Origin of the sequence: Streptomyces sp. McG3, from assembly GCF_018619185.1 — a bacterium.
Lineage (GTDB): Bacteria > Actinomycetota > Actinomycetes > Streptomycetales > Streptomycetaceae > Streptomyces.
The window spans coordinates 26,846-40,743 of the sequence record NZ_JAAXYC010000038.1; the positions used below are offsets into that span (position 1 = coordinate 26,846).

The 13,898-nt window shown below is 70.1% G+C and carries 7 protein-coding genes and 1 pseudogene; 4 read left to right on the forward strand and 4 right to left on the reverse strand.

All coding sequences use genetic code 11. The annotated features are described in order from the left end of the window. The first annotated feature begins 4 nt into the window (after positions 1 to 4). From HET64_RS09410 to HET64_RS09420, 3 genes are read left to right on the forward strand one after another with little or no spacing between them, the layout of a single operon-like run. Entirely contained in the window at positions 5 to 1,150 is a 1,146-nt protein-coding gene (locus tag HET64_RS09410; protein WP_215103690.1) for a hypothetical protein, read from the forward strand. Further along, the gene (locus HET64_RS09415; protein WP_215103698.1) at positions 1,147 to 2,649 is read left to right on the forward strand and encodes a hypothetical protein; all 1,503 of its coding nucleotides are present in this window, start codon (positions 1,147 to 1,149) and stop codon (positions 2,647 to 2,649) included. Before HET64_RS09410 ends, HET64_RS09415 begins: the two co-directional genes overlap by 4 nt. Further along, a complete protein-coding gene (locus tag HET64_RS09420; RefSeq protein ID WP_215103700.1) occupies positions 2,646 to 4,001 on the forward strand; it encodes an AAA family ATPase in 1,356 nt (451 codons plus the stop codon). Before HET64_RS09415 ends, HET64_RS09420 begins: the two co-directional genes overlap by 4 nt. A gap of 294 nt (positions 4,002 to 4,295) precedes the next feature. On the opposite strand, the gene HET64_RS09425 is transcribed toward HET64_RS09420, so the two are convergent. Both HET64_RS09425 and HET64_RS09430 read right to left on the reverse strand, forming a co-directional pair. Further along, a complete protein-coding gene (locus HET64_RS09425) occupies positions 4,296 to 5,477 on the reverse strand; it encodes a hypothetical protein (RefSeq protein WP_215103702.1) in 1,182 nt (393 codons plus the stop codon). Then, entirely contained in the window at positions 5,474 to 10,726 is a 5,253-nt protein-coding gene (locus HET64_RS09430) for an ATP-binding protein (protein WP_215103704.1), read from the reverse strand. The genes HET64_RS09425 and HET64_RS09430 overlap by 4 nt, the downstream gene beginning before the upstream one ends. A gap of 109 nt (positions 10,727 to 10,835) precedes the next feature. Between HET64_RS09430 and HET64_RS09435 the strand changes: the two genes are divergently transcribed. Further along, the gene (locus HET64_RS09435; protein WP_215103706.1) at positions 10,836 to 10,982 is read left to right on the forward strand and encodes a hypothetical protein; all 147 of its coding nucleotides are present in this window, start codon (positions 10,836 to 10,838) and stop codon (positions 10,980 to 10,982) included. Here the strand turns inward: HET64_RS09435 and HET64_RS09440 are convergent. Both HET64_RS09440 and HET64_RS09445 read right to left on the reverse strand, forming a co-directional pair. Then, positions 10,966 to 13,686 carry a TerD family protein gene (locus HET64_RS09440; RefSeq protein ID WP_215103708.1) on the reverse strand — a complete coding sequence of 907 codons (2,721 nt, stop codon included), beginning with the start codon at positions 13,684 to 13,686 and terminating at the stop codon, positions 10,966 to 10,968. The genes HET64_RS09435 and HET64_RS09440 overlap by 17 nt on opposite strands. After that, positions 13,676 to 13,898: pseudogene (locus tag HET64_RS09445) on the reverse strand (restriction endonuclease subunit R); the annotation flags it as partial. The gene HET64_RS09440 and the pseudogene HET64_RS09445, both read right to left, overlap by 11 nt.

A 13,898-nucleotide genomic window follows, 5' to 3' on the forward strand; every position in this document is an offset into this window, starting at 1 on the left:
CCAAGTGACCTCGCTCGACGCACGACTGGGCGCATTACGCGGAACCGCACCGCCCCTCCCGCACAACGCACGCACCCTGGCAGCGCTAACCACCAATCCGAGCTGCGACCGCCGCTCCCTGCTGGACGCGGCCGGCATCGACAAAGACGCCCTCGCCGCCCACCTGGGCCTGCCGCGGCCATTGAGGAAATCCCGGCTCGCCCTCGACTACGGCCTCGCCTTCGAACACAAGGTCACCGCCCAAGCAGGAGCCCCCCTGGTACCGCTACTCCGCCACGCCTTGGGCCTGACCCCGTCCGAGGTGTCCTACGAGGACGTCAACAGCGTCGGCAGCGACGACGACAGGTCCCCCCTGGCACTGCGCCGCGCCCACACCCGCTCCCGCATCCTCAGCACAGCACACCGCAGGTCAGACACCCCTCGCACCCTGCTCGACCACCCCGTACTGCGTCTGACCGTCGCCGGCCACCAGGTCTACCTCGAGCCGGACGTCATCGCCTTCCAGCGCGATGGCCTCTTCCACATCGTGGAGATCAAATCCTTCCCCGTCATCCACGGACAGCCCGACCCCATCAAGGCCAACGCAGCACTGACCCAGGCCGCCGCCTACGTCCTGGCCCTGCGAGAACTCCTCGCCGACGACGGCCTCCCGCCAGACCGCGTTTCCGACACCGTGATCCTGGTCAACCCGCGCAACTTCACCCGCCACCCCACCGCCACGCCCTTCAGCGCCCACAAACAGATCAAGAACCTCAGCCGCCACCTCGGCAGACTGAGGCGCCTGCCCGAACTGCTGGACAGGCTTCCCCCCAACACCACCTTCGACCTGGCGCCCGGCCCCGACCAGAGACCGACCCGGCCCCGCGACGAACTCGCGGACGCGCTCGCCACCGCGCGGCCGCACTACACCCCCGGCTGCCGCAACCACTGCGACCTGGCCTTCCACTGCCGCACCGAAGCCCGAAACCAGAGCAGGACCGCCGCCCTGGGCACCGCAGTCCGCGACGACCTCGCGGGAATCGACACCATCGCCACGGCCCTGGCCCTCACCGACGGGCACCTGCACCCCTCGCAGGACCAGCACGACATCACCCGGGCCCTGCGCCACGCACAGCGCGTCCACGCAGACCTCCGGACGGACACCGCATGATCCGGCTCACCTCACTCCTGCGGATGCGCGCCGCCCACACCGGCCACGCCCAACGCACCAGCCAGCTGCGCCACCTCCACCTCAGCGACCAGCCGCTGATGCTGCTGGCGCTGAAACGCACCGGCCCCGCTGCACGTCCGCTGGCCGTCATGCTCGGCACCGACCCGCACCGCCCCCAGCTCCTGCTCGCGCCACCCTCGGGCAGCACCGCCCCCATGCTCGCCGCCCTGGCAGACGCCGTCACCGCCTACATCGAAGCCTGCCAGCGGCACAGCGAACACCTGCCCGCCACCTCCAGCAGACCGGCCCGCCGGCGCTACACCGACGCCCCCCAGATCCTCGTCCCCAACCCCCAGACCGTGCAGCACCTGAAAGACCTCGGAGACGACCTGAGGTTCCGCAGCGTCGACGACCAGACTCCCGGCTCCCAAGCCGTCCAGCGGCTGGGACACTGGCTCACCTATCTCACCGACCGCGCCGACCTGGCCGGCTCAGCCGCCCTCATCCCCATGACCGGCTTCCTCACCATGCACTGGGCCAGCGGCCAGAGCCCCCAGGAAGACGAAGACCTGGCCACCCTGCTGGCCTGGATCGACCCGCCCCGCCATGCCGTCTCGGGACGCGACGCCGCACGCACGGCAGAAGACCCCGCCACCCACCGCCCGGCAGGACCAGCCACCGACGCCGCCTTCGACAACGACCACCTGGCACCCCTGTTCGACGCCTACGCCCGTGCCCGGCGACGGGACTCGGGCCAGGAGCAGACCCGCACCCTGCAAGAACTCGACCACCTGCTGAGCGCCCACCTGCACCCCACCTGGGAGCTCATGTGGCAGGCCTACACGCTCCTGCAGGCCCTTCCCGAAGCCAGGGGCACCGCACGCCGCTGGGGCCACGAACGCACCGCCTTCACCGACGAATGCCTCCACCTGGCCCAAGACGGACGCCCCCGGCCAGCCCGCGACCACGCCGTTGCCGCCGCCGTCCGCCTGACCCGCATGGAACACGCAGCCGCCGCCTTCGCCGCCGACCGCGCCACCGACGACCCCTTCGTACGGGCCGAACTGCGCACCACCGGCGAAGCCTTCGGCGGTCCCGTCGCCACCGTCGACCCGGAGCACACCCTGCGCGGACCCACCGGACGGACCCTATGGCGGCCCCGGCTCACCGTGTCCACCGCGGACCCCGTGCCCATGGAACTAGGCCAGCTCCTTGCCTGCCACACCCACCCCAACGCCCTCTACAAGATCTGCGAGGTCACGCCCGGCGACGGCGACACCCTCGTCGAACTCGAGATCACCGCCGGCATGGGCACCGTGGCCCGCCCCAACCACGCCGTCCTGCCCGAAGCCGGTGTCTTCCTCGTGTTCACCCTCGCACCCGCCCCCTACCGGATGCCGGAATTCCCTACACGAGACCAGACGCCCTGGACCCACGGCGGGCCTCCTGCCGACCCGCCGGACCACAGCGACGGCGACGGGGACGAGGAGAAACAGTGACACCGCCCCACCCGCAGCAGCAGACGGCCCAGACCGCCCGCACCGTCCTGGAGCAGCTGCCCACCCTCACCCACCGCGCACTCGTCGTGGACTCCCCGCCCGGCGCCGGGAAATCCACCCTGGTCGCCCAGGCCGCCGACGCCCTCACGCGACCCGGCGCCCCCTGCGTCGTCATCGCCCAGACCAACAGCCAGGTTGACCACCTCGTGCGGCGATTCACCCGGCACCACCCGCACCTGCGGACCGCCCGGCTCACCGCAACGGATCACACCCTCCCACACGACCTGCAGACACATCCCAGCATCCGGATCGCCACCCGCATCGAACCCCTCGAGACGACGGCCGACGTCATCGTGGGAACCGCTATGAAATGGGCCACGGTCAGAGGCCGCCAATGGCCGTGGGCGATCATCGACGAGGCCTACCAGATGCGCTCCGACACGCTCTTGCTGACCGCAGGCCTCTTCGACCGGGCCCTCTTCGTCGGAGACCCCGGCCAGCTCGACCCCTTCTCCGAAGCCGACACCGACCGCTTCCACGGCCTGCCTCACGACCCCGTGAACAGTGCGATCGCCGTCCTGCTCGCCAACAATCCCGACCTGCCCGTCCACTGCCTGCCCGTGTCCTGGCGCCTGCCGCCCTCGGCCGTCCTCCCGATCAGCAACGCCTTCTACCCCTTTACGCCCTTCCACGCCGCAAGCTGCGAAGCCGACCGCACCCTCACGTTCTCCCCCCTCGACATCCGCACCCCCACCGACGAGGCCATCGAACACGCCGCCCGAACCGGATGGGCACTGTTCGAACTACCGGCCCGCATCGCCGGCCGGCACGACGCCGAAGCCTTCCACGCCACCCTCGGCATCGCCGAGCGGATGCTGACCCGGCGCGCCATCACCATCTGCGAGGAAAACCCCGAAGGCCACACCCTGCAGCCCGGCGACATCGCCATCGGCACCGCCCACCGCAGCCAGACCCACGACATCCGCGCGCTCCTGGCCCGCCACTACCCCCGGCTCCACGGCATCACCGTCGACACCGCCAACCGGCTCCAAGGCTGCGAATTCCGCGTCACCATCGCCCTGCACCCCCTCTCCGGCCGTGGCGACGCCTCCGCCTTCCACCTGGAAGCCGGCCGCCTGTGCGTCCTCACCTCACGCCATCGCCACGCCTGCATCGTCGTGGCCCGCGCCGGCATCGCCGAACTCCTGGACGCCCACCCCTTCAACGCCCCCGCACACCCCGGAGCCGCTTCCAAAGTCGCTGACGGCTGGGAGGCCAATCACGCAGTCCTGGACCACCTGGCCGACCACACCATCGGTTCCCAGGCGCAGCCCGGCCGCCGACGCGGATGAGCAGCATCCGGCACCACGCACACGATGTGCGCACTGGCCGGGCCGCAGACACCTGCGGCGTGCCAGCCAGGTGGTTGGTGCATCCAGACGCCCTGTTTTGAGGCCGGGGAGGCGGTAGCTGGGGAAGGCCTCGTTGATCTGTTCTTGCAGACGCTCCAGCAGCCCCGCCAGCCCGGCCCCACCGCGTGGATCCGCACGGGGATCTGTAGCGGGTGGGGGCCAGGGGTGGCGGGGTCGTCAGTCATTGCCTCGTCCACCCACGGCGTGTTCCTGTAGGCCCCGCCCACGCGGTGCTCAGTCCTCGTCGTCGTGGGTGGCGTCGCCTTCGGCTGCTGACATGTGGTGGATGCTGACGCCTGTTCGGCAGCGGGAAGCACCGATCGTGTCCTGCAAGCGGGTAAATAGGTCAGGACGGATGAGCAGGTCCGCTCCTGCGACCACGGGCAGGAGAGGCTCGTAGCTTCCGTCGTGGACGAGGTGACCGTGCCACTGACGACAGATCAGTGCTTCACCGGCGGTGTCGCTGAGGCTGAACCCGCAGATGCCGTTCGTGGGTTCAAGGTCGAGTGCGGCCACGACGCTGGCGGCGGGGGCAAGTATGTAAGGAGGTAGGCCGAGGCCGCTTCGGCGGCGGGGCGCGTCGACCATGCTGGTGCTGCCGGCGGTGGTGAGCGCCATGAGCGCCTGGTCCGCGGCGCTGATGTGCGCGGCTGCCGACTCGGCCCGCGGGAAGCCGAGTCCCAGCCGACGCCACGGACGGGTCCACAGCTGCCGGGGGGCCTGGGAGACGGGCAGCGTGTCAGGCGGTGGATCGCCGTTGAGGGCCTCCAGGCCGACGATGATCTGTAGTTGGCGGGCGGGCCGATCTGGATGGCGGCGTGCAGGGGTGCGCTGCCGCTCGAAGAGGCCGATCTGTACCCAGCCTGCATGGGGGCCGTCGTCCACGCGAGCAAGGGCTGCGGCGCCGCCCGGCAGGATGCGCAGGCCTGTGAGCGAAGCGAAGCCGGGCGTCGGCCACGGTTTGTCCGCTTGATGGCTGTCGCTGAACCAGGGTGCTGGATCGAGCGAGCACACCAGCGCCTCGGGACGGGTCAGGGGGCGGGGAACGCGGGCGAGTTCGGCCCGCAGGGCTGCCCGGGGGTCGTCACGCAGTCGTGCGGCCGCGTGATGTTCGAAGTTTTGGGCGTTGCCGAGCTGTCCGGCTTGGGCGAGTGCGGCGCGCAGGCCGGCGGCGGCGTGCTGCAGGGCGTCTTCGGCGGAGGCGTGGTCGGCGAGGTAGGCATCGGGAAGTTGGCTGCGGTGTCCATTGGTCAGCAGGTTCAGCTGAGTTCCCATCAGCGTTTCGACGTCCGGGAAGGCATCGGCTACGAGGTCGATGACGGTCTCACGAAGCCCGGGTGGGTTGCCGGCGGCATCGAGGCGATCACCCAGATAGTTGTCGACGAGGTCGGCCGCGTATTGCCGCGGGTCGTTCATGCGCTCTCCTTGGGGTCGGAGAGGGCGGCAACGGCGCGTACGAGTATCGGATGGGCCGCAGTCGCTGGCGGTGAGGGCGGCTGGTGGCCGGCGCGGGCCAGGACGGCGGCGGCCTCGGCGCGGACGGACAGCATGTCACTGCCGCACAGCGTCACGAGCTGGTCGAGGAGGGCGGCATCCAGGGGCCCGTCAGGCAGGTGGCTGTGCAGGACGGTCAGGAGCCAGGTCAGGGGGCCAGCGCCGAGGCTGAAGGAGAGGACGTGTGCGAGTGCAGCCCGGGCCGGGCCGGGGCGGCCGGCCAGGAGAACCGTCGCTGCGATTAGGGCGCGGCGTTTGTCGCCGCGTTCGGGCAGGGCGAGCGTGGCCAACGCAAGCCGGCACAGCGCCGTGTCGATGTCGTGCTGGGTGGTCTGCTCGGGCACAGGGAGGTAGGCGCCGTGGTCGAGGCGGGCGCGGCCGGGCAGGCGGTGGGCGATGACCTCGTATGCCGCGTCCCAGCAGGCGAGGGCGCTGGCAGCCGTGGGCGAAGCGTGCGGGGGCTGAACGGCGAAGGCCGAGACCAGGGCCAGGCTGACGCCGATTGTGCGGTGGTAGGACCCCTCGGTAACGGCGTGGGTCACCTGGTCTGCGAGATTGTGGGCTGCGGTGTCGGCGTCTGCGGCATGCGCCTGCCGCCACAGATCCAGCCGGTCGTTGCCGGCGAAGGAGCGCCAGCCACCGCCGCCGCGCGTCTTGGTGTAGGCGAGCATGCCCGCCGTGGCCGCGAGCGGGCCCAGGACATTGGGGTCGGTGTCCTGGCGCATCTGGAATCCCGAGGCGAGGTCCGCCAAGAGCTCAAGGGGGCTGGAGGGGGTCATCTCGTCGGCGATGCGGTGCAGGAGCTGGATGGCGGCTTCGGCTCCCTGGCCGTCAAGGATCTCCAGTAGCCGCCAGCCGACCGCGTTGGCCAGGGCGTCCCTCGACCACCGCGGGCCCGAGGGGGCGTCGTATGCCTTGCTGTTGCGGTCGCGGACTGCGGCAAGTACGCCGGCGGCACCTTCCGGCAGCGTCGGGCGCTGCTGGGCGTGCAGGTAGGCGCCTGTGGTGGGGCGCTTCTCGGGGCCCGACCAGTTGCGGGAATTGTTGGTGGGCACGGGACGGGGCGTCCAGGGCGGGCCGCCTTCGCCGCCACAGCGCTGTGCCGCCGTGCGCAGCGCAGCGGTGGGCTCGGCTCCGGCATTGTGCGACACGGCGAACAGGGTCTGGTCGTCGTAGGTGGAAGTGATCGCGTTGGCCAGCACCGGCAGGAGACGCAGTGTGTGTGCCGCGTCGTCGGCGGGCAGGTCGGCGAGCCGTGTGAGCAGGGCGATGTCCTGGTCGATGCTGCGGCCTCCGGGCCCTGCCGCGATGCGGAGCGCGGCCAGGACGACGGGATCGGCCCTGTCCGCCTGGGTGGTCAGCAGCTGGTGGTGGGCCGCGTCCACCCGGCTATCGGGCAGTCCGGGCTCGGTCAACAGTACCTGGGCGCCCAACTGCGCGGCAGCCTGCGGATCCAGGCGCGTCAGCAAGCGCCACCACTCGGCAGGCGTTCCCGCCGTCCCCCGCCCGTCGGTGCGGTCCGCGACGAGATAGACAAGAGGCTGCGTACGCGCCAGCCGCACACGCGCCTGGACGGGATCGGCTTGCACCAGCTGGGGCAGCGGATCGAGCAGCTCCTCGATCGTGATGTCCTTGTGGCTGCCGTAGGCGGCCAGGTCGCGGGCGGCGCGTTCCCAGCAGCGTTGCGCCTCGTGTGGGTCGTCGCAGGCGAGACTCACGCGGGCCATCTCAAGCTCGAAGTCGGCGTCCTCCGCGTACAACGCACGGCTCTCGGCTTGTGCTGTGCGCAGCGTGCCCATGAGCTCGCGCACGACATCGGCCCCGGCCTGGCCGACGCTCGCCGTGAGCAGGGACAGCAGCTCCGTGGTGACCAGAGGGCCAGTTCCGGCCATGCCCATGAGGGAGGTGGTGGTGCCGCGGCTGACGGTCTGCAAGGAGGTGATGCCCAGCGCGACGTCGTTGCCCCGCAGCAGCGCGACACCGTCGTGCAGCACTTGCCGCACCTGCCGATGGATGTCCGCAAGATCGCAGGCCCGCGGCTGGCCCGTGAACGCGTGCGCGTGCTGGGCCAGTTGCTCGAGTGCTACACGCACGGTGGCGGACGCGGTTTCGGCCGAAAGGGCGCCCGCCTCGATATCACGGTGCAGGCCGACAGTGGCGAGAGTGAAGCGCAGCCAGGCACGGTAGAAACCTTCGCCGTCCAGAAGGGGGAGCAGCCGGACGGGCGCCTGCGGATCGGCTGCGTGCGCCACCGTGAGCAGTGCCAGCCACCTGCTCACCGGCTCCGACAGGCCGCTGGCACGGTCGGTCAGCACCTCGCGAGTTGCCTCAGTGAGAACAGCGCTGATATCTCCGGAAAAGACCTCCTCGGCCAGGTCCGCCGTTGTCAGACCATGACGGAGCAGACGCCGCGGGTCGCACGGGCCGCTCGCCCAGGCCGCCGTGGCCAGCGTGCGCGCCGACGGCAGTTCGCCGCCGGCGCTGTCGCGGGCATCGGCCAGATACAGCAGAAGTGCGGTGCGCCGGTCGGAACGGTCGATGAGCTCGACGCTCTCCACCAGCGGAACGAAACCGAGACAGTCCAGCAGCACATCGAGCGCAGGCTCCAACGGCGGCGGGTTCTCCTGGTCAAGGAATTCAGCCACCCGCCGCGCGAGCGGGCGTTCAGGGGCAGAACGGTCGGTATCGCGGTCCGGCAGCCGGATCCGTCCGCGCAACTCCGCAAGGAAGACGGACTCGTCGCTGTCGGAACCGTAGTGGGTACTCTCATCCTTGCGTGCCTCGTCCCAGGCCGTCAGGTACGCCTCCCATGGGGCGGCGTAACCCGCCCGGTCGACCGCCGCACACAGCTGCAGGCCCCACCGCGCCGCCATCGTGGTCACACCCTCGTACATCAGGCTTGCCGCCACGCGGTCGGCTCCCGACAGCGCCACCAGCACATCCGCATACGGCACCAGGGAGCCCGGCAGGCCCTCGTCCTCGTAGGTCGCCCGCGCCCGGGTCAGTTCGATACAACGCACCAGCGTGGGCCAGTCGTTGCGTGCCGCCGCCCGCCGTGCGGCCACGGTCAGGGTGTGGACGACGGCCTGCGGGGGCTGCAGCCCGGCAATTGCGCGGGAGAGGAAATCGGGCCCGATCAGCAGAGCGAGTTCGTCGTCGCGGCCCAGAGCGGACAGAAGTTCGGGCAGGTGCCGGAAGGCGCGAGGGTCCGTGAAAAACCCGCGCTCGGAGAGCCACTCGGCAGCCCGGACCCGTACCTGGTCGACCCACCCGTGGTCACCGTCGATCCGCCGGATGAAGCGGCTGAAACTCTCATGATGGATCTTCAGTCCGCCGATGCCCGGCTGCTGCGCGACGATCGGCGCCACGCTGGTCAGCGCGGCACCGAGCTGCATTCCGGGCAGCGGGAAGATCTCCTCGAGCTCCGATGCGGTCACAGCGAAGTCGCAGACCGCAAGCATGCTGACAGCAGAACGCTGCCCGGGGGTCAGACCGGCCAGCAGATAGGCGTAGTAGTCGTCGAGGTCGTGCGCCGACGACGGCACCGTCCGCAACCTCTCCAGAGGATTGCCGGCACCATCCGGCGCCGGCGCCGCTCCCAGGCCCGGGGCAGGACCAACGGCCTGCCGGCACAAATACGTGGCGTACAGGGCGTTGCCTCGAGAGCGCTCCTCGATCAGTGCGACCGCGGCCTCCGCCCGCGCAGCGGGATCAAGCCCCTCACCGACAGGGGAAGACGCCAGGGCCGTCAACACGCCCAGACGGTCCGCCAGAGCATGCAGTTCGGCGCAGTTGAGCGGGGCAACAGTGAGACGGGAGGCACCGGCGTCGACGGCCTCGAGGTGAGGGCCGGGCTGACTGGCCAGGACGATCACGACACCGTGCGGCAGTTCCAGGGCAGAGAGGTCCGCGACCAGAGAGGCCGCCGGGTCCACCCGCGGACGAAAGGCGCTGCCGGTGGTGGATCCAAGAACCCGGCTGACATGGTCGATACCGTCCACGATCAGCGCGATCGGCCGGTCCGGTGCCAGGCCGCGCGCGGCAGTGACCGCGGCCGTGAGCGTCTCCGGCGTGGCCGCGTAGCGTGGCCTGACCTGCGCCAGCGCCTCCGGAACGGCCGTCCCCAGCTGCTTCAGCAGGCTGCCGATCACGACCTCGGTCAGCACACGCTGCTCACGGTCGATGTCCGCAGCGCCGAGCCAGCAGTGATGCCGCACCGCCAGCCAGGTCTCCCGCAGCGCATCCCCGAGCTGCTCACACAACCACGACTTGCCGATACCGGGAGCACCGGTGACCACCACGACACCCCCCTGCTGAGCAGCGTCCTTCACAGCCGCGACCACGCCCGTGAGCACCGTAGGACGTCTCACCTCGGTGGCACGGTCCACGGGGTGCCCCTCACGGACCGCTCCGAAGTCGACTTCCAGACTCAGACGAGGAAGCAGGTCCTCGACCATCACGGTCCCCGCCCGGCTGCGCGCCGCTTTGGCCGCCTCGATCAGGGCCAGCGCCACTTCCTCGGGCGTGCGGTGCCGGTTCGGCGGCCGTCCGGCACCGAGTTCTTCGGTGATGCGGTGCAGCAAGGCCGCCTCGGCTGGCCCGGGCTCGCGAATGTTGAGCGAACACGCCGGAAGATCCGTGTCGACGACCAGGGACGCGCAAGCGCGGTTGAGCAGGTCATCACTGACCTGGGCGAGTATCTCCTTCCACGGAGCGTGTGCACGCAGCGCAGCGGCGTCGAAACGGAACCGTTTGCTGCTCAAGCCGTGCAGTGCAGGCCCGGGATCGGTGCTCGCGTGGATCGGGCGCAGCACCCGGGTCAGCTCGGGATCCTCCGGCTCCGTGTCGCGCACCACGAGGCGGTGCGAGGCATCCGGATCCGAGGTGAAGTCGTGGTCCATGGAGGAGAAGAGCAGATCCAGGCGTAGGCCTCGCTTGTCCTTCGTGAAACTCTCCAGCGACAACGCGCGGTCGTGATCCGTGTGCTTGATCTGCAGCCGCTCGCGGCTGCCGGTGCCCCACTCGCACGTGATGTCATCGAATCGGTCCCCGGTGAACATCTTCGTGTCGACCAGCAGGGAATTCGCACGTCCCACCGCCAGGTCCACCAGCCGCAGCGCGGTGAGCAGGTCCTGGTAGGCGTAGCCAAGGTGTGTCGGGCGCAGCCCCATGCTCACCTCCAGCGTGCCTTGCTCACTTGGCACCCCCCATGGTGCGCGTCGCGGTCACCCTAACCTCCCTGACGTACCGGGACGGAACGGAAACCCAAGGGGAGATCGTGTGTGCAAGATCCAGCTGGCCCGGGAACACCTGGAAGGTTGGGCACCAGCAGCGGCTCTCGCACGCGAGATCGACGGCGGCGGCCGCACCGACCTGGTCGTCGACGGCTTCGCGTACCAGATCGGGGGCGTCAGGCTTCGACGTTGATGCCGTAATCGGTGGCCAGGCCCGCGAGGCCGGTGTTGTAGCCCTGTCCGACGCCACGGGCCTTCCAGCCGTTCGTATGGCGGTAGAGCTCCACTGCGATGGTGACGGTCTCGCCTGAGGAGAACGGCCCCGGCGCGAAGGCCAGTTGGGTGCCGGAGGCCTGGATGATGTCTGCCTGCCACTGGGTGTGCTGGTCGAAGACGGTGGTGGGCTGGGCGTCGAGGTCGATGCTGACGATGACGGTGATGGTGGTGATGTCGTCGGGGATGAGGCTCAGATCGGCGGTGACGGTGTCTCCTCCGACGCGGACTCCGTCGTGGTGGGGGTGGTTGTAGAAGACGAGGTCGTGGTCGTTGCGTACCTTGCCGTTGCGGCCGAGGAGTACAGCGGAGACATCGACGGGTGCGCCGGTGCAGGTGATGCGGACCGTCGTCGGCTCCGTGGCCACGGCCGTGTTGGCACCCTTGGCCAGCAACTGCCCAGCAGCGTTTTCCCCGTTGCGGGCCGGGACGGCGGGGGAGGGGGGTGCGATCGGCGGCAGGCTGGTACCAGTAAGAGCCGCGATGACATGCTGGAGGATGGGCCAGCCTTCGGTTTCCTCGCCAGGCCAGGGCCAGGTCAGTCGCTGAGCGCCGAACTCCTTGGCGGTCGGCGGCCGCCCGAGTGCTTCCTGTAGTTGAAGGTGGCGCAGGCTTTCGGTGGCCAGGCGGCTGAGCTGCCACTGCCGTTGGGTTTCCTCCGGGCTGTTAACCCAGGCGTCGTGGTCGACGGGCTTGCCGCCCAGCTCCTGGTACACCCGGCGGGCGAAGTCGTAGCCGTCGCCGGCCAGCAGGCGGGCGGGCCGCTCCTGCGGGGAAGACGCCGGCTCTCCGATGGCCGTGTACAGCGCCCCCAGGTCGCCGCCCGTCCAGTGGTTGGCTGCCGTGGTCGCGAACCGGGCGAACTGGGGCAGCGTGGGGGGACGCCCCTTGGCGGCGACGAAGCGGTGATGCTGGTGGGCGACCTCCTCCAACTCGGAGCGCCAGCGGCCCTCCACGAAGGCACCGAGATACTGCTCCGCCCAGGCCCGCCGGTGCCGTGTGATGAGGTCCCGTACCCGCTCGAAGCCGTCCCGACGGGCGCCGTGACTCATGCTGGAGGTGAACGTCATCTGCCCGTACGGGGTCTCGACCGTACTGTCCTCGCTGTCCGTGATCTCCTCCTCCGGCCCCAGGAGTTGTTCGGCGGCTTGCAGTTCGCGGAAGAAGGCGGTGTCGACCGGGCATCCGGCCGCGCGCAGGGCGGCCAGCGGCCTGCTGTAGTAGCGGTCGACGCGGTCCAAGGTGGTGCGGGAGTAGGGGCCTTCGCACACGAACCAGGCGGTCAGGCCCACGCCGTGCCAGAACTCGGCCGCGGGACCGAGAGCTTCGGCCATGGTCTGGTGCGGGCGCGGGTTGCTGACGATGCTGCCGGGATACCGCGCAAGCGTCACCGTCTCCCACAGCCGCCCCACCCGTTCGAGGACATCGGCGGGCAGACGCTGCCGGTACAACTGGGGGGTCAGCCCCTGCTCGGTTGGGTTCAGACTCATCAGATCCTGATCGACCAGCCCCCACAACGACGGCATTCCCCGTGGCTGGCCGGCATGCGCCTGGTCGAAGCCTGCCCACCAGCCGCGCAGGGCCGCAGCCCGCTCCTCCACCGGAGACAGAGAACTGCCGCCGCCGAGGAAGGCCGCGAGCATCGCATGGACCTCGTCTTCCGCGATGCCCGCCTCGGCAGCCATGCCGGCCGTCTGCGTGGCCATGCCGACGTACAGACGCGGCTCGGGCAGAGCGGTGATGATCTCCTCATCCGGGTGAGGGGGAGCCTGAAGGTAATCCAGCACAGCCAGCCAGTCGCCCCCGAAGTACGCGGAGACGACCGGCTGCAGCTCTTTGGTGAGCACCCGGCGCGCCAGGGCTGTTCCCGTCCTGGCCTTCTTGGCGAAACCAGCCATCAGCCCTTGCAACCGCTGGATCCGGTGGCGTGCGGCGAGCTGCACGAGGTCGGCGGCGGCAAGGGTGTCCAGCAAACGAAGGCGGGCCTGCTGCTGTCCCGCACGGTCCAGCTGGTGCCAGCCGCCGCCGAAGCGGAAGGCTTCCAGCGCGCTCTCGTCGATGCCCAGCAGCCGGTAACGCTCCTCGATGAGTGTCCAGAACCGCTGCTGTTCTGTGCGAGGGAAGATCTCTCCTGCCGCCCGCAGCCGGATGGGCTGAAGCAGTGTCTCGAACAGCGGCACCAGCAGCGCCCACAGCAGCACCGTGTCCCAGTCCTCCACAGCGGTGAGGCGGGCGGTGTCATCGGCGGCCAGCGTCAGAGCGTGGCCAGGGCGTTCACGCAGCAGATACGGCAGATTGACTGCCCCTGCCTTGACCGAGAGTTTCTGGGGCAGGTACCACGCCCCGAGCCGCTGCTGCTCCTGGACCCCGAAAGCGTTGGCGCAGAAGACTTCCTCTTCCCGGGTGAGGGCCGTCACCTTGGCGGTGTCCGGCGTGTGGCGTCCTCGGCCGGGGACGACGATGGCCACCGGCCGTCCGGCGAGCCCTGTGGCCAGCAGTCTGGCCGCCAGGGCGTCGATGTCGGCGAACCGTTGCTGCTGCCCGGCCGCCCGCTCCAGGGCAAGTGCCTGCTCGGGACTACATTCCACGGTCGGCTGCCACCAGCATGTCGGGTCACTGGCCACCAGTCAGCCTCCGCATGTACTCGACGAACTGCTCAAACGGCACCGGCGCAGCGGTGTTCTGCGCATAGACGGCGTAGCGCTGGGCCATCAGCTGCATCTCCCGCTCCGTCCTTCGGGCCTCCACACGGTCCAACTCGTGCACCACGTGCTGCTCGACGCGTCCCCGCTCGTACAGCACGAACGCGTCCACCCCGCCCAGGCCCCCACCGGCC

Bases quoted from the DNA above. Each gene is read 5' to 3' on its own strand.
- HET64_RS09415 (WP_215103698.1), top strand. From the start codon at position 1,147: ATGATCCGGCTCACCTCACTCCTGCGGATGCGCGCCGCCCACACCGGC.
- HET64_RS09425 (WP_215103702.1), bottom strand. From the start codon at position 5,477: ATGAACGACCCGCGGCAATACGCGGCCGACCTCGTCGACAACTATCTG.
- HET64_RS09430 (WP_215103704.1), bottom strand. From the start codon at position 10,726: ATGGGGCTGCGCCCGACACACCTTGGCTACGCCTACCAGGACCTGCTC.